Origin of the sequence: Paenibacillus sp. EKM206P (assembly GCF_011066155.1) — a bacterium.
GTDB lineage: Bacteria > Bacillota > Bacilli > Paenibacillales > Paenibacillaceae > Paenibacillus > Paenibacillus polymyxa_D.
Window position 1 is genome coordinate 99,515 of record NZ_JAAMNQ010000014.1, and the last position, 21,267, is coordinate 120,781.

Consider the following 21,267-nt stretch of genomic DNA (forward strand, 5'->3'; position numbering starts at 1 on the left):
CTATTCCATTACTGGCTTAAGTTCCGGCAGCTGCACAAAATTTTTGCGCAGCTCTTCGTTGTGAATAATTTCGTGCCACGGATCAGTCGTCGTGCTTAATGTCTCTTCAATTCTGGTCACCAGTTGCTTCCTCGTCTCTGCATCCGAAAGTGACTGTTTGATGGATTCCACTCCGACCCGTTCCAACCAATGGGCTGTGCGTTCGTTCCAATTGGCCTGCTCACGATAATACTGCAGATAGGCACCGGTCCATTCCATCACTTCATCCTCGGTTCTAACGGTACAAAGTAGTTCAGCTGCCCGAACCTTGATACCCCCGTTACCTCCAACGTAGATCCCCCAGCCACCGTCAATAGCAACGACGCCCAAATCCTTGATCGTCGCTTCAGCGCAGTTACGCGGGCAACCGGACACAGCCAGTTTGACTTTGGATGGAGCATTCAGACGTTCAAATGCCTTTTCCAACCGGATGCCCATCCCCATAGCATCCTGCGTGCCAAAGCGGCAAAAGGTATTACCTACACACGTCTTAACCGTTCGCAGCGTCTTTCCATAGGCATATCCAGACGGCATATCCAACTCGGCCCAGATCCCTGGCAAATCCTCTTTTTTCACACCAAGCAGGTCAAGACGTTGACCACCCGTAAATTTAACCAGAGGCACATTGTATTTCTCCGCGACAGCAGCAATTTTCTTCAGGTCGGCAGGTGAAGTAACTCCTCCATATATGCGGGGCACGACAGAATAGGTGCCATCTTTTTGTATATTGGCATGGTACCGTTCATTCGTAAATCTGGATTCCTTCTCATCTTCATAATCTAGTGGCCATAGCATACCTAGATAATAATTGAGGGCCGGCCGACATTTAGTGCAACCTTCCGGTTCGTTCCATCCCAGCACATTCATCACTTCTTTGACACTCTTCAATCCCATCTCCCGAATGCCATCAATGATCGCTTCCCGGTCAAGCGTCGTACAACTACAAATACCCTCTTTCATCGTTTCTCCGGCTTCTGCGCCTGCGTATAGCTGTAAGAGTCCCTCCACTAATGGCTTGCAGCCGCCACATGATGCCGATGCTTTTGTGCATGCCTTAATCTCCCCGACACTCCGGCAGCCAGCCGCAACCGCCTCTCCAATGTCACCCTTGGATACACCATTACATCCGCATACAATTTCGTCATCAGGCATCTGCTCCAGCATCATGGAGCCACTAGCTTCTGGTTGACCAGGATTGAAGCCAAGTAATAACTCTTTCTCTCGGCCAACCACCGACTCGCCACTTTTGATCAACGAAAACAGCATGGCTCCGTCAGACGTATCCCCAAACAGAACGGCTCCGATCAGTTTTTCTTCCTTGATTACGATTTTTTTGTAGACGCCACCAATATCATCCTGATACCGCAGGGAACGTGTTCCCGGTTCATCCTTGTAATCCCCTGCTGAAAACACGTCGACACCCGATACCTTCAACCTTGTCGAGGTAACTGAACCACTGTAGCCGGGAGTCTCCATTCCCGCGAGTCGCTGAGCCAGTACACCACCTTGCTCATATAATGGAGCAACCAGCCCGTAAGTGATTCCCCGGTGTTCTGCACATTCTCCAACGGCGTAGATGCCGGGGATATTCGTTTCCATGTGATCATTTACGATGATCCCGCGGTTTACAGGGATTCCCGCCGACACCGCCAGTTCAATGTCTGGTTTGATGCCTACCGCCATAACGATCAGATCCGCTTCCAACTCGCTGCCATCGGCAAATTTCAACCCTTCCACGCGGCGACGTCCTGTTATAGCCGCCGTCCGCTTATTGACCAGAAATGTCATTCCCTGCTCTTCCAGCTCGCGCCGTAGCATAAGGGAAGCAGCCTCATCCAGCTGCCGATCCATAATATATCCGTTAATATGGATAACTGTGACGTCCATCCCCAAGTTAAGCAGCCCCCTGGCTGCCTCTAGTCCAAGCAATCCGCCACCGATGACGGCTGCTTTTTTGTGCGTCTTCGCCGTCTCCATCATCGTTTCACAGTCACGAATATCCCGGAAACCGATAACACCATCCTTGTCGGCCCCTGGAAGCGGCAGAATAAACGCTTTAGACCCCGTTGCCAACAACAACAAATCATAAGAGATGCATACGCCGGAGCGTGATGTCACCTGCTGCTTTTCCGTGTCGATAGCTGTGACAGGATCATCGGTATACAATCGAATATTGTTGTCTTCATACCAACTCCAGTCGTTGATGACAATATCCTGCAAACCAGCCCCTCCCGCCAGAACGGAAGACAGCATGATCCGGTTATAGTTTGGATGGGGCTCGGCCCCGAATACCGTAATCTCATAGCTACCTGGTGCAAGCTTCAGCAAATGTTCGAGAGTGCGTATCCCCGCCATTCCGTTGCCGATCAACACTAACTTTTGGATATTGTTCATCAGGTCACTCCCCTTCCATTGGTATCCTCAAAACATAAAAAGCCCGCTTCACATATGGGGATTCAAAATATCCCCCCACATGAGAAAACAGGCTCCATTGCCGTTTCATCGAATACGCCGTTGTATCCATCAGAGTATGGAATTAAAAAGTATTGTAGCTAATATATAATGGTTCAAATGATATGTCAACATTCCTAACGCATAAACTTATAAAAAATTATATTTTATCACCATGTAACATGTCTATGACGTATAAAATATCACTCCCCTACAAAATTAGGATTGATTTTCAGACCAAAACACGCCAAAATGGTTTAAAAGTCCGTTTCAACTTGATGATGGTGGAAAAATAAAGCAAACGGATAAAATCACATGTCATATTTGTTATCAATGAATACCATCCCCATCGCTAACTACCCTTCATATTACAGAGAGGAGGAGCCCGCTTGCGTTCCTTGTTGGTAATTCACTTACATTCTGATCATGTATCTGAGCAGACACACGCCGTTTCCTCATGGCAGGCAGGACCTGAACACCTTTTAGAATCCAACGGATACCTAACTCTGCCCTGCCGCAATGAATCTGAAATCAAACAGCTAATCCTTAATGCAGATGCGGCGGTACTAAACATCCCTGTAGGCATGATTAGCATGTGGGGTGGCAGGCTGGAGCAAGCCAAAGCGGTTCCGTTGCTCTGGTGGTGCAGCGCAGAATCAGCGCTATCATCGACAGAGGCTTGTGAAGCTGATGTCACTGTTGATGGCATTCTAACCCCTTCTATGGCAGCCCATGAGCTGAATTGGGCTCTTCATTTTAGTGCCAAACGCTTTTTTGAACGCCAGCACTGGCAAAGTGAACGCAAGCAACTGACCGCTCGGTTGGAAGAACGCAAATGGATTGATATGGCGAAAGGAATACTTGGAGAAGTAAACGGTATCCCGGAAGCGGAAGCATATGATGTGCTGCGGAGAAAAGCAATGAACGAACGCAAACGTATCGTTGATGTGGCCATTTCCATCGTCAAAGCACAGCAAATGCTAAAAGCATAAATCTGAAAGGGGCCTGAACATGAATATCATAGAAATATTAAAAGAAGTGGGTCGTGGCAAAAGGGGCGCCCGGGATCTGAATTACGCCGAAGCCGAAGCTGCTGCCGAACTTATTATGACCCAGTCAGCAACCCCTGCTCAAATCGGAGCTTTCTTTGCCGCGGAGCGCATTAAAATGGAGAGTGTTGGCGAGCTGGAAGCATTCGTAAACGTCTGCCGTAAATATACCCATCGCTACCCGATGCATAAAGGTATTGATTTCGCCGGTCCGTATGATGGCAGGAAGTCTTCATTTATTGCCACCTTCGCAACGGCCTTTCTACTCGCCTCATGCGGAATTCCTGTAACGATGCATGGTAGTGCACCCCTCCCTCCCAAATGGGGTGTTACGCTCCCGCTTTTATTGCAGGAAATGGGGGTAACGCCCCGGAACATGACGCGTGAAATCGCCGTTCATGCCGCGAAGCTGACTGGTGTACTGTTCGTAGCCTCCGAACAGTGGTGTGTGCCCCTACGAGATATGCGGCCCATTCGCGAAGAACTGGGGCTTCGCACAGTGCTGAATACTGCCGAGAAACTGGTTGATTACGGTTCTTCCCCATATATTGTATTCGGCGTTTTCCACAATACTGTGTTCGAAAAGACGGCGAAACTCATACAAAATCTGAATTACCACAGAGCTCTGATCGTCCAGGGGAGCGAAGGATCGGAGGATCTGTTCATCGATCGTCCGACCCGGACTTACCTGCTTGCTAACGGCGAGGTATCATTACAGGTTATTGATCCGGAAATGTACGGACTGGATTCAGTGGTACCAGAGCATAACTGGACCCCCGCTGAACAACTGCGCATTACGGAGGAAGTGCTACAAGGCACAGCTTCTATAGCCTTTTCGAATCAAGTGTTACTCAACAGTGCGGTTCGACTGTTCGTTGCAGGGCGAGTCGACTCCATAGAGGAAGGTTTGTATACCTGCAAACCGCTGCTAGAAAATGGGGACGCCTGGGGTTTGTATTGTCACTGGCGGGAAGCTATGCTCAGAAAAGAAATAAAAACAGGAGCAAACAGAACCGAAACCCGATAGCATTTATAATTATTGGCGTCACGCAGTCTAGTGATTATGGGCCCTAAACTGTCCAATCCAAAAAGGCCAGCTCCCTCACTTATACAAGGGGGCTGGCCTTTTATGCAAAAAAAGTCACTTACTCAGTCCTGCTCTAGAGCTCAGACCACTCCCCGTTATCTGCACTGGTTGCGGCTGCAGCCAGATGAAGGGGACGGATGCGTACAGCTGCCGTTTTGAAGCCAGGCATCCGACAGAACGGATCAAGATCAGGGCGGGTCGCCCGATTAACATTTTGTATCCCACCCCAATGCATGGGCACGAAGAGCGTATCTTCGCGGATATGTGGTTTGATCCGGCTGCGGACAGTGAAGCTGCCGCGCTGTGATGCTATTTCTACCCACTCCCCGTCCCTGATGTGCCAGCGTCGCGCTGTCCGCGGATGAATTTCCACATAATTCTCAATCTCTCGCGCGGCCAGCGACGGACTTCTGCGCGTTTGTGCACCGGTCAAATAGTGAGCCAGTACACGGCCGTTCGTCAAAATAAGCGGGTACTCCTCTGATATCTCCTCTCCTGCTCCACAGCTTTCAACCACCGTAAAAACAGCCTTTTGATCAGAATGGGCAAAGGTTTCCCGAAACATTGTATCCATACCGGCTCTGTCCGTAGACGGGCATGGCCAATATACTCCTTCTTCACGACGCAGCCTGTCGTATGTGATCCCGTAGTAATCGGAAGGACCGCCCCGGCTGGCGAGCCGCAGTTCTTCAAAGATATGCTCGGCATCCCTGTACGAGAAATAGCCGCCCTTGTTTAGCTTTGCAGCCACCTGACACAAAATGTTCCAGTCATCTCTAGCCTCGCCTGGTGCGGGCCTCGCCGCTTCCCGTAGCAGAACGCGGCCCTCCAGATTGGTCATCGTCCCCGTATTCTCCAAATAAGATGTCACAGGCAAAACGACGTCAGCCATTCGCGCGGTTTCCGTGAGAAACATATCCGCCACAACCAGCAGATTCAGCTTTTTGAGGGCTTTCTCCACCAGCCGGACATTCGGGTTAGATACAATAGGATTAGAGCCCATCACGAACAAAGCTTGGATTTGTTTCTGATGGACAAGCTCCATCATTTCATAGGCGGACACCCCTTTTCCTGGCAAACTGCTTGGTTTCACTCCCCATACGGACGCCACATAGGCTCGATCTTCTTCATCCTCAATCGATCTGTAGCCAGGAAGCTGGTCAGCCTTTTGGCCGTGCTCTCGTCCCCCTTGCCCGTTTCCCTGACCTGTGATAGCTCCATAACCGCATCCTTCCCTTCCAATCTTGCCAGTGGCCAGCACCAGATTAAGAAATGCACGCACCGCCATATGTCCATCTGTCTGCTGTTCAACACCCCTGGCCGTAAAAACGATGCCAGTCTCCACACTGCCAAAGGCACGTGCTGCCTGCTGGATCATTTCTACTTCAATTCCGCACAACGCAGCCGATTCTCTCAGATCCACACCCTTCAAATGAGTCAACAGCTGGTCATAGCCGTTGGTCCGCTTGCGGATAAACTCTTCATTCGCAAATCCCTCATCCACGATGACCTTTAGCATGGCATTGGCCAGCACAGCATCCGTACCCGGCTTGATTTGCAGGTGCAAATCAGCGGCGGCCGCCGTTGGTGTCGCGCGCGGGTCAATTACGATGACAAAGGCGCCGTTTTCCTTCGCCTGGTGAAAGTAAGGCATTAAGGTCGGCTGGCATTCAGCGATATTCGTACCTGCGAGCACAATACAACGAGCCAACGGAATATCAGCCAGCCTGCAGGTCAGTCCGCGATCAATGCCAAACACTTTACTGCCAGCGGATGCCGCTGCCGACATGCAGAAGCGCCCGTTATAGTCGATATAACGCGTACCTACAGCCACTCTTGCAAATTTGCCGAGTAAATAAGCCGTTTCATTGGAGAGTGAACCTCCACCGTAAATTCCGATTGCATCAGGACCTTGTGTGGACAGTAGCGTAGAGAAACTGCTAGCTATAGTATCCAACGCCTCCTCCCACTTGACGGGAACCAGTTGGCCCTCTTTGCGAATGAGGGGCTGTACCAGCCTTTCCGCATGAGTCGCATGCTGATGCGCATTCATTCCCTTGATGCACAACCTACCCTGCGAGGCTGCATTATGCTTCCCTTCCGCCTTATACACTGTACGAATGATACCCGCAAGTGTCTCTGTACCCGTGCTAACGGTCATCTTACATTGCACGCTGCAAAACGGGCACTGCGTATCCATTACTGACGGTACATGTAGCCCAGCTTCCGGTTTGCCTTCTCCTGACTGACACATCAAAGCCACCTCCCTTTCGCCATTTTTCGGAATTTTATCGTCTGCACGATAGATAATTCGCCATAACTCCAACTCAACCCGTCATCCTGTCAGCATTGTGGTCCGCAGACTACCCGCTAGACCACTTCGAAGAGCAGCGTCAAGCACACTTTCCCGTAATGCCAGAACACCAGTCCTTTCCATCCACTCCCACATTTTTTCCCCATACCGGGCACTATGTCGGTATATTTGCAAGCAAGTTGCAGTCAGCAGAACCGCTTCTGTCGGGTCTTCCTCCAATCCAAGCAGCTGCCCCTGGCGAACCGGATGCTCTGCATGGCCACCCGCATAGACCTCCCAGCCTGCTGGAGAACGAGATATTCCAATATCGTGGACAAGTACACCTCCGGGATATGCCGATCCAGGACAAATAGCAACTGTAACTAACGCTGGCAATGCGAGACTTGCCCATAAAGTTGCCAACCGCTCTCTTAGCCAGGCTACTTCTACAAATGCCTGATCCATCAGATCCGCCTCAACAAAAGACCGATCCTCGGCATTTAGGTTCGTAAAGCGCAGACCCGCAGAGGGCGCCTCTCCTCCGTACTGCGGTGTGACCTGAACCGCAACGCCAGCCCCTAATGGATTTGTCGCAGATCTGTCGCGCAACCCGAGAGATTCCAAGTAATAAAGTACAGCCGGACGACACAATTCACACCCCTGCTGTCTAGTCCAACCGAGACGGGATACTACTTCACCTGGAGTCTGACAGATTGCGTCCACCATAGCTGTTTTAAGCGAATCATGATCGTAATGCGTACATCCACACACAGGGACAATTTCTTGGGCGGTTGGAGTAACTACAGGTCCGGAATCTGTGGATCGGGACAAACTATTTTTGACCAGTGCAGCCACCAGCGGCCGACAGCCCCCACAGGAACCGGACGCTTTGGTCCGGCTCTTCACCTCTTCCACCGTCTTCAGCCTATCCGTGGCAATCGCTCGCAAAATAGCCCCCTTACTCACGCCGTTGCACGCACATACCGTTTCTTCTTCCGGCAGTGCGGCTGCCGCATCCTCTGCTTTGCTCCGGCTGTTATCCCGGGATGTAAGCTCTGTAGCGGACGCCCCGCGCCGTACCATTCCGAGCAACGAGGTACTTTCCGCCGTATCTCCGTACAAAATGGCGCCAGTAACAGCACCGCCGTGCATCATCACTTTTTTATAAACCTCCAGCATCCCGTTATATTCCATAACTGCTGTCTCGTTTCCCTCATCGCGAATGTCTCCTGCGGAAAACACATGGATCCCCGCTACCTTGAGCTGCGCATACGGAACCGTCCCTTCATAGGGAGCCGTTTCACGACCACAAATAACTTTTGCCAGCACTTTGCCCTGCTCATATAGCGGCGCCACCAGTCCGTATGAAATCCCGCGGTGCTCAGCACATTCGCCGACGGCATAAATACCAGGAATACTCGTGCGCATATAATCATCCACGACAATGGCGCGGTTTACAGTCAGACCGCTATCCTGAGCTAATTCGATATTCGGTCGGATACCAACCGCCAGCACAACCAAATCCGTGTCCAGCCTGTTCCCGTCCGCAAACATCAAGCCTTGTGCCCTGTTTCGGCCTATGATGTTGACCGTTTCCTTCGCCAAATGAAACCTCATGCCCTGTTCCTCCAACTTTCGCTGCAGAAGCACAGCTGCCGTCCGGTCAAGCTGACGGTTCATAAGATACTGCGCATTATGAACAACCTCAGTTTCCATCCCTAGATTCAGCAGGCCTTGAGCAGCTTCAAGTCCTAACAGCCCCCCTCCGATAACCGTGGCCCTGCGGTATGTTTTGGCATATCTAGCCATGGTTTCACAATCATTCACATCACGAAAAGCAATTACTCCCTGTTTTCGCACTCCAGGAATGGGCGGCATGAAAGGCAATGAGCCCGTTGCCAATATGAGCATGTCATAAGGTTCTTTCATGCCGGATTCCGTTTCCACCATCCCGGCTGCAACATCAATACGACAGACGCGTTCACCCGCGTACAGCTTTACCCCGTTCTCTTCATACCAGTCCCAGTCATGGGTAACGATATGTTTAAATGAGCTCTCCTCCTGAAGCATTTTGGACAGGAGCACTCGGTTGTACCCGGGACGGGGCTCTGCACCAAATATCGTGATTTGGAACCGCTCTGGCTCCAAATTGAGTATTTCCTCCACACATTTGATGCCTGCCATACCATTGCCGACGACGACCAGTTTTTTCATCATGTTAAACCAGCCCCATTCTCCGAATAAAATAAGACAGAAAAAGCCCTTCTCCATTCAATGGAAAAGGGCACCGTTGCCGTAAAAGTCGGCACATCGTTGTGCCGATATGTATCTAAGATTACTGAATTGTGAATGTCATGTCAACATTCAATACATGAAAACTATATTTTCACCTTTTATTTAATTTTTTTCTCGCATTTGTGTTATGTATATTGACATACAATAGATCCTTTTTTATAATTTGAATTAAAATCACTCCAACGTGATCATACCAAGTCGACTCACAATGAAGTGTGTCAACCACGGCAATGAAGCCGCAAACCGTTTCCTAGATACCATGTAGGGGCGATTTGCGGCTTTTCATGTTCAAATTACATTTTACAGACAAAGAACAACAATTAGAACAGGAGAGATGGAGAATGAACAAAAAAAGTTTCTGGAAAAGCGGACACAAGCCCACCTTATTTGGTTCCTTTCTGTATTTTGATATCAGTTTTATGATATGGGGGATGATCGGACCGTTGGCCGTTGTAATTGCCAATGATTATCCAATGGACCCTGTACAAAAAGCCAATCTTGTCGCTCTACCCATACTCGGTGGTTCCCTGCTGCGGCTCGTGCTCGGATTCATGTCGGATTATATCGGTCCCAAGCTCACAGGACAGATTGGTATGCTTGTCACGATCATCCCGCTTTTGCTCGGCTGGCTGTGGGTTGATTCGCTGGAGCAATTATACGTTGTTGCCCTACTCCTGGGCGTAGCTGGAGCTTCATTTGCAGCTGCGCTGCCGTTAGCCGGTCAATGGTACCCCAAAGAGCATCAAGGCTTGGCTATGGGAATTGCCGGAGCCGGTAATAGTGGTACCGTCCTTGCGACTTTGTTCGCCAACCGCATTGCTCAACATTTTGGCAGTTGGGAAGCCGTTTTCGGATTGGCCATCCTCCCCATCTTAATCGTCTTCATTCTGTTCAGTATTTTTGCCCGCAACAGCCCTCACCGCCCGGCACCAAAAAATCTGTCGCAATATGCTTCGGTGCTCAAACAGAGGGATGCCTGGGTATTCTGTGCCTTTTATTGCGTGACGTTTGGCGGATTCGTTGGCCTATCTAATTATTTGACTATTTTCTTCAATACCCAGTATGGCCTCTCCGCGGTACATGCCGCCGATTTTGCAACCGTTTGTGTGATTGCCGGAAGCTTTTTTCGTCCTGTAGGTGGTTTTTTATCCGATCGGATTGGTGGTTCACGCATGCTAATGTACTTGTATGCGGGGGCCGGGATTATGCTCGCCGGCATTGCGTTTTTACCGCCACTTACCGTGGTAGTTGTGCTGCTGTTCGTAGGCATGATGTGCCTTGGCGCTGGCAACGGCTCTGTATTCCAGCTCGTGCCGCAGCGCTTCGGCAACGAAATCGGGCTCATGACCGGCATCGTCGGCGCTGCTGGTGGCATAGGCGGGTACTTTCTCCCTCTTATACTGGGTCATCTGTACAAATCAACGGGTTCCTATATGCCGGGCTTCATCTGTCTGAGCCTACTTACGTTCTGTGCCTTTACCCTCGTCATCATAATGCAATTGAAATGGCGTAACAGCTGGATGCGACGCTCTGCTACAGTTACTGATGAAGCCGTCAATCGCATTGGAGAATTAAATGCCTGATATTCATCAAATATAAAGCTGCGAAAAATATAAAGCTGCGAAGCATTGAATTGTCCCTCAAACATCCCTATAGCCCAAAAAATGGCTTAACTTCGTTTATATAAAATGAAGTTAAGCTATTTTTTATGCACACTCAATCGAATCACACCTATAAAAACTATGATAAACATCACATTAGATCAATATTTTCCGAAAATATTATGAAAATTAAATGAAATTTTCATTTAAAAAACATTGAAAATCGCTTTCATTTTCATAATTTCTCTTATGTAAACACTTATATAACCATTTTTCACACAACATACTTGTTCACTTGGTTTAAAATAAGGCGTATACTTGTTCACGAATTGTTCAAGGATGAACTAAATGTAATTTTCTAGAAAGAAGGAATTAAAAATGCGTGCTTTTCATTTTACGGAAGACGGATCTATCGAAACCAAATTAACCGGAAAAGATCTACTTGCCAACCCACTGCTGAATAAAGGAGTGGCTTTTACCTTGGAAGAACGGAAACAACTTGGACTTGACGGTCTCCTTCCTCCTACGATATTAACTATTGAGGAGCAGGTTCAACGGGTTTACGAGCAATTTCAGAGCCAACCGGATAATTTGCGTAAAAATGTTGCGTTAAATGATCTTTTTAATCGCAATACGGTCCTTTATTATCGTTTGCTCTCTGAGCACCTAAGCGAAATGCTCCCGATTGTTTATACACCAACAGTAGGCCAGGCTATACAGGAATACAGTCATGAATATCACAAGCCCGGTGGTATGTATTTATCTATTGATAATCTGGCGGGTATCGAAGAGGCTTTTAAGAATTTGAACCTGGACCCTGATGATATCGACCTGATCGTAGCCACAGATTCCGAGAGTATTTTGGGAATCGGGGACTGGGGAGTCGGAGGTATTAATATCTCTATTGGTAAGCTTGCTGTGTATACAGCTGCTGCTGGTATAGATCCTAGCCGGGTGCTGGCAGTTGTTCTTGATGCAGGTACAAACAACGAGAAGCTATTGGAAGATCCTTTATATATGGGGAATCGTCACAAACGTGTACGTGGAGAACAATATGATCAATTTATTGACACTTATGTTCAGGCTGCACTTTCCTTTTTCCCGAATGCTCTGCTGCACTGGGAAGATTTGGGCAATGTCAATGCACGGAACATTATCAATAAATACGGAAATAGTATTTTGACTTTTAATGACGACATTCAAGGTACTGGAGCGGTTACACTCGCAGGTGTGATGTCCGGTGTTCAATTGTCCGGAATCCCACTGAGCAAGCATCGGGTTCTAGTCTTTGGTCCAGGAGCTGCCGGAATCGGCAATGCAGACCAAATTAGCGCCGCCATGATGCTGGAAGGACTGTCAGAAGCAGAAGCAAGACGTAACTTCTGGGCTTATGATTACCGTGGCCTGCTTACCAACGAAACAGAAGGACTTTTTCCATTTCAGGTTCCTTATGCGCGTGATGCTGCAGAATGCCGTGACTGGGAACACGCTGAAGATGGAAAAATCCCTCTGCTTGAAGTCATTCGCCGCGTGAAACCGACGATTATGATTGGTACTTCCGGTGTTAGTGGGGCATTTAGTGAGGAAATCGTTAAAGAAATGGCCAAACATACAGAACGTCCTATAATTATGCCTATGTCCAACCCGACTCCACTTGCAGAAGCAACTCCGCAAGATTTGATCCACTGGACCGAAGGAAAAGCCCTGATTGCAACAGGAAGTCCTTTTGAGCCGGTGATCTATAACAATATTAAGTTTGAAATTGGGCAATCCAACAATGCTTTCGTGTTCCCGGGTCTTGGTCTTGGCGCAATCGTGGTAAAATCCAAAATCATAACAGATAGCATGTTTGCTGCAGCTGCCCATGCAGTAGCTCAAATGGTGGATTTGTCGCAGCCTGGTGCTTCCCTGCTGCCAAAAATCAATGAATTATGCGAAGTATCTGAAGCGGTAGCCGTGGCTGTGGCCAAGGCAGCAGTTCAGGATGGAGTAGCGCGTTATCAACCGGACGATATCGCACAAGCAGTTCGAGATGCGATGTGGGACTGTAAATATAAACCCATCAAACAATATGGTCAGGAAGCGGTCCTGGTTTAAAAAATAGCGAACAACATCAAATTTATACTTGCATACGCAAAGTGATTATTTAACTGATGTCCGCCATTTTTGGCGGACATCTTCATTGGAGGCGACATCATGGCTACAGGTCATATTTTTATTATCTTAATTCCTATTTTCTTTGTCATTTTAATTGGTTATTTCGCAGGATTGTTTAAAGCTTTTAACCCCGCTTCTTCTAAGGGATTAAATACACTCGTGACGAAGTTTGCTCTACCCGCACATTTGTTTATTGGGATTACGACGACACCAAGAGAGACGTTGATTCAAAAGTGGCCCTTTCTTGTGGCTTTGCTACTTGGTGTAATCGGCTTTTATATTGTATTGCTCATTGTTTATCGCTTAATTGCCAAAAAAGGCCTGACTGAATCCTCTATGTTCGCATTGAATTCAACACAGCCTTCTTTTGCATTCATGGGAATTCCGGTTCTGGGCAGCTTGTTCGGAAGTGCGGCAGTCGCCATCCCGATTGCAATTACCGGGATCGTCGTTAATGCCATTCTTGATCCGCTTGCAAGTATTTTGGGAACGGTCGGCCAGCGCAAAACAACAGAATCCGACGGCACTAAAGGCAACTTATTTAAAGTCACTATGAAATCAGTCCTTCATGGACTCAGCGAGCCACTTGCCTGCGTACCTTTGTTTGGTGTCATATTGACTCTATGTGGATTCCACGCTCCGAAACTTTTACAATCCATGTTTGATCAAATCGGCAATGTTACCGCCGGTACAGCCCTATTTGCCATCGGGGTAACCATTGGTATCAAGAAGATTACGTTCAGTCCAAAAGCACTTAGCATTGCTGTGCTGAAAGCCATCGTAATGCCTATTGTTATGCTCGGTATTGCTGTTCTGATAGGACTATCCCATGAAGATGTAAGCAAAGCCGTACTGCTTGTCGCTTTTCCCGGCTCGGCTGTGGCCGCTATGATTGCTACCCGTTATGAAACACTGGAAACGGAAGCTGCATCTGCATTTGTTATTAGCTCAGTCTTATCGCTCATTTCACTACCCTTGCTCATTTCACTTCTTTTATAAGGGACAGAAAAGTTAAGAACCCTCAATTCAATCCAGGTATTTATAGGTGTAAAGCAAACCCGTTTGTCCTCATTTATCTTATTTTTTAAATATTGTTCAAACAATAAAGTGATTTAGTAAGAATTGAGTTGGAAAAACAACATAAAATCCAGTTTTGCCGACAAGCGGCGGCCCCATCGTTTCATTCACTAGGGGGCCGCCGTTCTTTTTGAATAACCTTCTACTCTCCCTTTTAATAAATACCTAACAATTAGAAAGCAAATTGTCGAAATATATATGGGGTAGGTTGTATATGAAACTAAATTGCTAATTCAAAGGAGAAGAAAACGTGAAAAACTTGAAGTGGAGAACTATGTCCTTTTTTGGTAAAAATCTATTAATCTCTTTTCTTAATATCGTATTAATAGGAGCTATTCTCATCACATCCAGCTATATACTTCAAAAGAACATTCTCACCACGCAGCTGCAAGATCAAGTTAAGGTATTGACTAAAAAATGGGCAGAAGATGTTGATAAAACAAAAGTACAACAAGCATTGAATGAAAAAGATTATAACGGCTCTGCTCAACAAGATCTACGCAAATTTCTCGATTCTATTCACGCCTTTTATCCGAATGTTGCCCAAGCTTACATATTTGGTACAGAGCTAACAGAAGGTAATCAGACCTCCATTATTGGCGTTCCCACAAATTTAGTCCAAGCTTTCCAAGACTTAAAGATGAACATTGGGGACATGTACACTCTTCCTGACGAAAATGCACAAGCCGTAAATAAAATGCTTCAATCTAATGAATCAGCATTAAGCAGCTTTTACACGGACGAATATGGCACATGGACTACCATTGTTTACCCGATTACAGATGCAAGCGGGAAAGTCACAAGTGCGATTTACTTTGACGTAGATGCGAGCTCTGTACCTACCGGCCTTCATAAATTGCTTGTATACGGTGTTTCACTGCTCATTCTGTTTCTTGCCATCTTCTTAACGATTCAATATTTACTGGTAAAGCGCACCCTCTCCCCGATTCGTAGCCTGATGAAGGGCATTGAAGAAGTCAGCGAGGGAAATCTGAATGTAAAAATCAAGACAGGCGAGGACGACCTTGGCATTATCAATCAAAAATTTAATTCTATGATCAAACGCCTTAACGATACTATGGTGAAAGTACAGGATACGACACAAGAAGTTACGGGATCTGCCCAAGAATTGTTAAGCATTAGCGAGAAAAACAGTACGAATACGAACGTCATTAACAGCAATATTCAGGAAATAACCCAGGGGCTTGAAGCTCAGGATCACGCAGCACATGAAAGCTCCAGAGCTATGAATGAAATGTCGACAGTTATCCAAACCATTGCGGAGAGCTCCTCTTCCGTAGCTGATCAAGCTTATTCTATGGAAAAACGCTCCGTTGAAGGCAATCAGGTAGCCCAAAAGCTTTCCGCTCAAATGGACTCTATCTCCACTACAATGGAAAGTACAGCTGATTCCGTTAATGCGCTGCAGAACCGTTCGAACGAAATCAGCAATATCGTCAGCATCATTACAGGCATTGCCAGTCAAACGAATCTGCTTGCACTGAACGCTTCTATTGAAGCTGCCAGAGTCGGTGAAGAAGGCAAAGGTTTTGCAGTCGTAGCGGGAGAAGTGCGTAATTTGGCTGAGCAGTCTCAAGAGTCTGCCAAACAAATCGCGGAGCTTATTGAAGAAATCCAAAAAGAAATTGAACAGACTGTAAAAGGCATCAGCCTTGGTACAAAAGAAGTTCAGATTGGGCTAGAAGTTACGAAGCAAACAGGCGAAATGTTCTCTGAAATTTTAGATGCGTCTAATAAAGTGTCGTCACAAATCCAGGAAGTATCCAGTGCAACGGAGCAGATTTCAGCCAGCACGCAGGAAATGTCAGCTACCTCTGACGAGCTGTCTTCCACAGTTAGCAAAACAGTCGACAGCAGCAAACAAATTCAGCATACTATTGGAGAACAGGCTGAGTCTATGGCTTCTATTGTCCAAGCTTCTGACAAGCTTACATTGATGTCTGGCGAGCTGGAAGAGCTCATTTCGTTCTTCAAGGTGAACCGAGAAGCCTAATCCTATAACTTCCAAGAGCCCTAGATAACAATAAAGAACCTCTAGTCTGATAAATGCGAACTAGAGGTTCTTTGATCTACTCTTACATACTTCTTAATTTATAAATCCTTCCAAAGCTGAGGTTGGTTTACCGTCAGCCTGCCAAGCACCTTTGTTATAACCTTGATTGTAACCTGGAGTTGCAGCAGGCTCCCAATAAAATACCCCTGTACCTTTACCGCCTCCGATGTTCCGAACCTTCGTTTTGATTGCAAATATAAATGCCTTGGAAGCCGCAGGTTCATTATATTCCATCCCGATTTCACTGATGACAATGCCTTTTCCGTATTTGGCAATGAGGTTATTGGCATTGGTAATCGTCTGATCCACCTTGCCCTGCCAGTCCGCAGGAGAGGGATACAGAGACAGTCCGATGAGATCAAACTGAGCTCCATTATCAATCAGTCCGCCGATATTCCAGTTCAACACAGAACTGTTATCCCCGTTGGCTAAATGTACGATCGTTTTAGTACTACTGCTTACCGATTTTACAGCGTTATTGCCCGTGTTGACGAGCCACGCATAGTTTTTCATGTTCACCGAAGCTTTGCCGTCTTCCCAGAGCATTCCATTGTTCGTCTCATTACCGATCTGCACCCAGTCCGGTGTTACCCCCTTGCTTTTCATCGTGTTCATAACATAGACCGTATGGGACCAGACTGCATCCATAAGTTGTGTAAATGTGAAATTGCGCCACGCATAAGGTTTGTTCTGTTGCCCTGGATCTGCCCAAGAATCACTATAATGTAGAGTCAGCATAACGCTCATACCTAACTTTTTAGCTCGTTGCGCCAGTTCTGCTGCCTTTTCGGCATTCATGTATCCGCTTGCATAATCTTTCATGTCAGGGTTTACCCACACACGGATACGCACCGCGTTGATCTGATAGTCATCTCGCAAAATTTGCAGTATATCTCGACGAACACCCTTCTTATCCTTCCAACTCATACCTTGCGCTTCCATTCCTGCTACCCAGCTTATATCTGCTCCTTTGGCGAAAGCAGGGGCGGCCGAAGCCGCACCCAACCCTACAGAACCGAACGGATACAATAAGCTGGATAACAAGATCAACATCGCAAATACCATCGTGCGGTTACCTGTTTTCATAAGTCATCTCCCATCCGAATTGTATACTTCTCATTGCGCTCTGTCTTTAAAACCTTAACAGCGTAGGCATCCAATTGAATGCTACCATCTTCTATCACATGATTTTCAAGCATATCCGCATAAGTTCGTCCATCCAACATAATCTTTTGCGGCTCATGCGTGAAATTCAATATGAAAATATAATCATGAACTCCATCGGTACGAATCGCCGTATTCACTCCATGAGGCAACTTCACATTGAGCGCTTTACTGATTCCTGCATCCTCAATTAAACTTCTGTAAAAATGACTGTGGAATAGTCCGATGTTGCGTGATGCGATGTAATAAGCCTTTCCTTGTCCCAAACGGTTCACCGTCAAAGCTGGGCGTCCTGCATAAAAGTCTGAACCGTACACAGCCAGTACCTCTGCACCCTCTGTATGAATGAGATCACACAATTCTACAGCTTCATACTCCCCTTGCAGATCCAGCTCATTGCCTTCAACCGGCAAAATGTGATTACGGTCATGATCATGCAATCCGTCAATCTCTTCCGACCAGATCCCCAGCGTCTTACGAAGCGGGCCCGGAAAGCCTCCAAGGAAGCACAAATCATGTTCATCTACGATACCAGACCAATAGGTTGCTACGAAAATACCACCGTTTTCAACAAACTTCTGTATACGCTCCCCCACACCGCTGCGGACCATATATAACATCGGAGCTACCAAAAGTTTGTATTTGGAGAAATCTGCATCCATATGAATGACATCTACAGGCACACCCTGCTCCCACAGCGCCAAATAATGCGCTTCAGCTGTCTCTTCATATTTTACACCTTTGTTCCGCGGTCCCTGTGAATCGTTGATTCCCCAACGGTTCTCCCAGTCAAAAATGACTGCGGCCTCCGCCGGTACAGATGTACCGATAACCTCCTCCAGTTTTTCCAGCGCATTACCGACATGGGTCACATCCCCGAATACCCGAGTGTGCTCATGTCCGACATGATCGACAACCGCACCATGCAGCTTTTCACTCGAACCGCGGCTTTTCCGCCACTGAAAATATTGAACGGTGTCTGACCCGTGTGCCACAGCCTGTAAAGACGAGAGCAGATGCATTCCCGGCCGCTTCAGCTTGCTAACGTCTTGCCAGTTCGTCAAACTTGGTGTACTCTCCATGAGCATCCAAGGCTTACCTCCCTTGATTGAACGAATAATATCATGCATCATGGCCACTTTAGCAGCCTGACGGCTATCATCTCCCTCACGATCATGCCATGTTGGGTAACTATCCCAGGATATAACATCGAGCAGATCAGCAAACTTCCAGTAGTTCAATCCTTCAAAAAACTCCATCAAATTGGTTGTGACCGGAATTGCTGGATTTGCAGCCTTGAGCGGCACAATCTCATGCTTGATAAAATCTGCGGTCTGATCGGTCACAAACCGTCTCCAGTCCAAATTCATGGCATGAACCTGTGTTTCACCGTGAGGTGCCGGGGACTCAACTTGGCTCCAGTCCGTAATCGTATGACTCCAAAAGGTCGTCCACCATGCGTGATTTAGCTTGTCCAGCGTACCGTATTTATCCTGGACCCAAGCGCGAAATGCCTCCTGACAATAATCACAGTGGCAATCTCCACCAAATTCATTGGAAATATGCCAGCCAATAACAGCCGGATGGTTAGCATAACGCTCGGCTAGCTTCGTATTCATGATACGTACTTTTTCCCGGTAAACAGGCGATGTAGCACAGTGATTATGGCGAAACCCGTGCAGATTACGGACACGGTTAGCCTCCACACGCAGCACCTCAGGATATTTTTGTGACATCCAGGCTGGTCTTGCTCCACTAGGAGTAGCCAAAAATGCATAGATTCCGTTCTCAGCAAACGAATCCAGAATACGATCCAGCCACTCAAACGTAAATACACCTTCCTCAGGCTCCAATGATACCCATGAGAAAATGCCAACAGACATCACGTTACATTTGGCTAGTTTCATTAGACGAATATCCTCCGCTAACACCTCAGGGTAATGCTGCCATTGCTCCGGGTTATAGTCCGCTCCATGCAGCATACGTGGAATTCGCTCACTAATCGGGGGGTACTTAGTTATGTTTTGATACGTCACTGTAAATCATCTCCTTATTATTTCTATTACTCTTTGACGGAACCTAGCGTCATACCTTTAACAAAATACTTTTGTAAAAATGGATATACAATGAGAATAGGCGCTGCACCAATGAAAATTTGCGCTGCATTAACCGTCGTTTGAGAAAGTAATTCCATCTCCTTTGGACTCATGCTCATGGAACTCATGTCCTTCTGAATAATTACAGTTTGCAGGAACGTCGCGAGCGGATAGTCCTTTGCATTGCTCAAATAGAGTAGACCGTCAAACCAGGAGTTCCAATGAAATACCATACTAAACAGCGCAATCGTCGCAATGGAAGGCATGGATATCGGTAAAAAGATACTAAACAATGTCCGAAAATGTCCTGCTCCGTCGATCAATGCGGCCTCTTCCATCTCTTTGGGAATTCCTCTAAAAAAGTTCAACATAAGGATGACCAGAAATGTGTTGACCGCTCCTGGCAAAACAAGTACCCAGAAGCTATCCATGAGATGGATCTTTTGAATAACCATATAGAATGGAACCAGACCACCGTTAAAAATCATGCTGAACACGAACAACCATGAATATACGTTTCGGCTACGGAACACAGATGTTTCCTTTGAAAGTGGATAAGCAGCTAAAAAGGTAATCAGCAGTGTCAAGCCGGTTCCCAATACAGTCCGACAGACAGAAATCCAGATGGAGTGCAGAAAAATCGGGTTATTCATTGTCTTCTTATAGGCTTCTAATGAAAACTGCACTGGCCACAGTCCAACCAGATTGGCATCTGCTGCTGATTTAGCACTAAATGATACCGCCAACACATGAATCAGTGGAACGATACACATGATAGACAACATCACTAGTAAGCAAATATTAAACACATTGAAGATGCGGTATGGCGTTGTTTTATGATACATGACTCTCCCTCTTTCAGCCTCGTGGAATCAGAATATGCGGTAACCTGCCCATTTGTAAGCAAGTCGATAAGATATCAGAATGAGAATCATACTGATAACGGATTTGAACAAGCCGATAGCGGTGGCAAAGCCCATTTCCCCATTGATTAACGCTGTCCGGTAGACGAATGTATCAATAATATCGCCTTTTTGGTAAACCAGTGGATTATAAAGGTTGAAAATCTGGTCAAAACCGGCATTCAGTACATTGCCAAGTGCAAGCGTTCCAACAACGACTACCATCGGAATTAACGAAGGTACAGTGATGTGTAGCGTCTGTCTCCAGCGGCTCGCTCCATCCATTTCAGAAGCCTCATACAACGAAGGATTAATACCCGCCAGTGCAGCGAGAAATACGATGGTGTTGTAGCCGAACTCCTTCCATATATCTGAAACAATGACAGTAAATCGAAACCAGTTATTATCTCCCAGAAAAAAGATAGGCTGGATCCCCAAACTACCGAGAATACGGTTCATAAATCCATCTGTAGCCAACAGGTCAATCAGAATTCCGCCCAAGATGACCCACGACAGAAAGTGTGGTAGATAAACCAGTGTCTGAATGGATCGCTGAAGTCCGACCTTGCGAATTTCATTCAGCAGTATAGCAAAAACAAACGGAACCACCAGATTGAAAAACATCTTTAACACAGCAATAATTAGTGTATTCCAGACAACTTGAAGACTGTCCTCCCGTTGAAACAAAAAGCGGAAGTTATCCAGTCCAACCCACTCGGAACCCGTTATGCCTAGCCAAGGCTTGTAATTTTGAAAGGCCATCACGATGCCGCCCATCGGAATGTAGCTGAATACAATTAAGAAAATGATGGCTGGCAGCAGCATGATATGAAATGGCCACGTACGTTGCAGACTTCTCATTGCAGTTCCTCCTGTAACTTTCATTCATGGTATACTTCAATTATAAAAGCGTTTTCGCAGTCACGACAGTTCAAAAAACCAACATACATGGCACAAAAGCAATCATTTTTTTAAGCTCGCC

Annotated in this window: 13 protein-coding genes; 6 read left to right on the forward strand and 7 right to left on the reverse strand. The window is 46.9% G+C overall.

Annotated elements, in window-relative coordinates; all coding sequences use genetic code 11:
* Positions 1-2,433, reverse strand: coding sequence for a nitrite reductase large subunit NirB (gene nirB / locus G9G53_RS22330; RefSeq protein WP_165150299.1), 2,433 nt, complete (start codon positions 2,431-2,433; stop codon positions 1-3).
* A 446-nt stretch (positions 2,434-2,879) separates the two neighbouring features.
* On the opposite strand from nirB (G9G53_RS22330), the gene G9G53_RS22335 reads away from it, so the two are divergent.
* Both G9G53_RS22335 and G9G53_RS22340 read left to right on the forward strand, forming a co-directional pair.
* Complete coding sequence (locus G9G53_RS22335) at positions 2,880-3,482, forward strand: ANTAR domain-containing response regulator (RefSeq protein ID WP_069010568.1); 603 nt, start codon at positions 2,880-2,882, stop codon at positions 3,480-3,482.
* A 19-nt stretch (positions 3,483-3,501) separates the two neighbouring features.
* On the forward strand, positions 3,502-4,566 hold the full coding sequence (locus G9G53_RS22340; protein WP_165150301.1) for an anthranilate phosphoribosyltransferase: 1,065 nt from the start codon (positions 3,502-3,504) through the stop codon (positions 4,564-4,566).
* Between the two features lie 133 nt (positions 4,567-4,699).
* On the opposite strand, the gene nasC is transcribed toward G9G53_RS22340, so the two are convergent.
* The gene (gene nasC / locus G9G53_RS22345) at positions 4,700-6,880 is read right to left on the reverse strand and encodes an assimilatory nitrate reductase catalytic subunit NasC (RefSeq protein ID WP_165150303.1); all 2,181 of its coding nucleotides are present in this window, start codon (positions 6,878-6,880) and stop codon (positions 4,700-4,702) included.
* Positions 6,881-6,961: 81 nt separating this feature from the next.
* Complete coding sequence (nirB, locus tag G9G53_RS22350; protein WP_069010566.1) at positions 6,962-9,136, reverse strand: nitrite reductase large subunit NirB; 2,175 nt, start codon at positions 9,134-9,136, stop codon at positions 6,962-6,964.
* Between the two features lie 419 nt (positions 9,137-9,555).
* On the opposite strand from nirB (G9G53_RS22350), the gene G9G53_RS22355 reads away from it, so the two are divergent.
* The 4 genes from G9G53_RS22355 (at position 9,556) to G9G53_RS22370 (ending at position 16,063) form a co-directional block, all read left to right on the forward strand.
* A complete protein-coding gene (locus tag G9G53_RS22355) occupies positions 9,556-10,797 on the forward strand; it encodes a nitrate/nitrite transporter (protein WP_029517674.1) in 1,242 nt (413 codons plus the stop codon).
* Positions 10,798-11,193: 396 nt separating this feature from the next.
* A complete protein-coding gene (locus tag G9G53_RS22360; protein WP_165150305.1) occupies positions 11,194-12,912 on the forward strand; it encodes an NAD-dependent malic enzyme in 1,719 nt (572 codons plus the stop codon).
* Positions 12,913-13,011: 99 nt separating this feature from the next.
* Positions 13,012-13,971: an AEC family transporter gene (locus G9G53_RS22365; protein ID WP_029517676.1), complete on the forward strand. Its 960-nt coding sequence runs from the start codon at positions 13,012-13,014 to the stop codon at positions 13,969-13,971.
* 328 nt (positions 13,972-14,299) lie between these two features.
* Positions 14,300-16,063 carry a methyl-accepting chemotaxis protein gene (locus G9G53_RS22370; RefSeq protein ID WP_165150307.1) on the forward strand — a complete coding sequence of 588 codons (1,764 nt, stop codon included), beginning with the start codon at positions 14,300-14,302 and terminating at the stop codon, positions 16,061-16,063.
* Between the two features lie 93 nt (positions 16,064-16,156).
* Here the strand turns inward: G9G53_RS22370 and G9G53_RS22375 are convergent, their stop codons facing one another.
* From G9G53_RS22375 to G9G53_RS22390, 4 genes are read right to left on the reverse strand one after another with little or no spacing between them, the layout of a single operon-like run.
* Positions 16,157-17,209: a glycoside hydrolase family 53 protein gene (locus tag G9G53_RS22375; protein WP_069010561.1), complete on the reverse strand. Its 1,053-nt coding sequence runs from the start codon at positions 17,207-17,209 to the stop codon at positions 16,157-16,159.
* Positions 17,206-19,323, reverse strand: coding sequence for a beta-galactosidase (locus G9G53_RS22380; RefSeq protein ID WP_274597675.1), 2,118 nt, complete (start codon positions 19,321-19,323; stop codon positions 17,206-17,208). Before G9G53_RS22380 ends, G9G53_RS22375 begins: the two co-directional genes overlap by 4 nt.
* 26 nt (positions 19,324-19,349) lie before the next feature.
* A complete protein-coding gene (locus G9G53_RS22385) occupies positions 19,350-20,228 on the reverse strand; it encodes a carbohydrate ABC transporter permease (protein ID WP_029517680.1) in 879 nt (292 codons plus the stop codon).
* A 27-nt stretch (positions 20,229-20,255) separates the two neighbouring features.
* The gene (locus tag G9G53_RS22390; RefSeq protein ID WP_165150309.1) at positions 20,256-21,146 is read right to left on the reverse strand and encodes an ABC transporter permease; all 891 of its coding nucleotides are present in this window, start codon (positions 21,144-21,146) and stop codon (positions 20,256-20,258) included.
* Positions 21,147-21,267 lie beyond the last annotated feature (121 nt).

Excerpts from the sequence above, each read along its gene's own strand:
- G9G53_RS22390 (WP_165150309.1), bottom strand. The coding sequence starts at position 21,146 with ATGAGAAGTCTGCAACGTACGTGGCCATTTCATATCATGCTGCTGCCA.
- G9G53_RS22375 (WP_069010561.1), bottom strand. The coding sequence starts at position 17,209 with ATGAAAACAGGTAACCGCACGATGGTATTTGCGATGTTGATCTTGTTA.
- G9G53_RS22365 (WP_029517676.1), top strand. The coding sequence starts at position 13,012 with ATGGCTACAGGTCATATTTTTATTATCTTAATTCCTATTTTCTTTGTC.
- G9G53_RS22355 (WP_029517674.1), top strand. The coding sequence starts at position 9,556 with ATGAACAAAAAAAGTTTCTGGAAAAGCGGACACAAGCCCACCTTATTT.
- nasC (WP_165150303.1), bottom strand. The coding sequence starts at position 6,880 with ATGTGTCAGTCAGGAGAAGGCAAACCGGAAGCTGGGCTACATGTACCG.
- G9G53_RS22360 (WP_165150305.1), top strand. The coding sequence starts at position 11,194 with ATGCGTGCTTTTCATTTTACGGAAGACGGATCTATCGAAACCAAATTA.
- G9G53_RS22385 (WP_029517680.1), bottom strand. The coding sequence starts at position 20,228 with ATGTATCATAAAACAACGCCATACCGCATCTTCAATGTGTTTAATATT.
- nirB (WP_165150299.1), bottom strand. The coding sequence starts at position 2,433 with ATGAACAATATCCAAAAGTTAGTGTTGATCGGCAACGGAATGGCGGGG.
- nirB (WP_069010566.1), bottom strand. The coding sequence starts at position 9,136 with ATGATGAAAAAACTGGTCGTCGTCGGCAATGGTATGGCAGGCATCAAA.
- G9G53_RS22340 (WP_165150301.1), top strand. The coding sequence starts at position 3,502 with ATGAATATCATAGAAATATTAAAAGAAGTGGGTCGTGGCAAAAGGGGC.